We start from the raw sequence: 931 nt of genomic DNA, 5'->3' as shown, positions 1-931 counted from the left end.
CCCAAAAACGATGCATGATAGAAGTATTAAACATAGTAAAAACACTTTTCTTTTGTTATTTATAAATATATTTTTAATTTTTTTCAAAATGTGTTTCCTTTCGTATAAAAAGCGTATATAAAATTTTATTCATAAAAATAAAAAAAAATGCGTAAAAACCCTTGACAAAATCGAAAAAATTGTATATAATGTATAGGTTGCTTATAAAGTATTATTTGAACGCCCGAGTGCGTGGCGTATATGGAGGATTAAAGAATGCCAACTAAGACAAACAAAAAAAACATCATGAGAATCAAAGTGCTAGGCTATGATTTAGCAACTTTGGAATCTGCGGTTAAGAAGCTTGTTAAAATTGCTGAGAGCACTGGAGCGGACTTAAAAGGACCAACACCATTGCCTGTTAAAAAAGAGATATTTACAATTCTTCGTAGCGTGCATGTTAATAAAGACAGCCGTGAGCAATTTGAGAGAAGAACATATAAAAGGTTAATTGATATTGTTAATCCAACTCAGAAGACAATAGAGACATTAACGATGTTAGATATGCCAGCTGGTATCGAAGTTCAAATCAAGAACATAGCTGCATAAATTACTTGCTGATTATATATAGAAGGAAACTTTCTTCTATTATATATGAATACTGCCTGGCGGTATTCAAAAAATATATTGCAAACGTTGGCGAGAAGCCAACCAATAGCGGAGGGATATATGGAAAAAGCGATTATTGGTCGCAAATTGGGAATGACGCAGATCTTCGTTGGAGATAACGCAGTTGCTGTTACAGTTGTTTCTGCAAAACCAAATGTGGTTGTGCAAAAGAAGACGGCTGAGGTTGATGGCTATAATGCGATTCAATTAGGATTTGATGAAATTCCAGAAAAGAGAGCGACAAAACAACTTCAAGGACATTTTAAGAAAGCCGGAGTTAAGC

Annotated in this window: 1 protein-coding gene and 1 pseudogene; both read left to right on the top strand. The window is 33.9% G+C overall.

Going from position 1 to position 931, the window contains the following annotated elements; genetic code table 11:
• Positions 1–255: 255 nt before the first annotated feature.
• Positions 256–588 carry a 30S ribosomal protein S10 gene (gene rpsJ / locus ACYVTD_RS14150; RefSeq protein ID WP_461248364.1) on the top strand — a complete coding sequence of 111 codons (333 nt, stop codon included), beginning with the start codon at positions 256–258 and terminating at the stop codon, positions 586–588.
• A 120-nt stretch (positions 589–708) separates the two neighbouring features.
• Positions 709–931, top strand: a pseudogene (gene rplC / locus ACYVTD_RS14145) (50S ribosomal protein L3); the annotation flags it as partial.

It is taken from the genome of Treponema sp. R6D11 (assembly GCF_054786075.1).
Note: the sequence above shows the minus strand (reverse complement) of the source record. Positions and strands in the feature narration are given on the sequence as shown.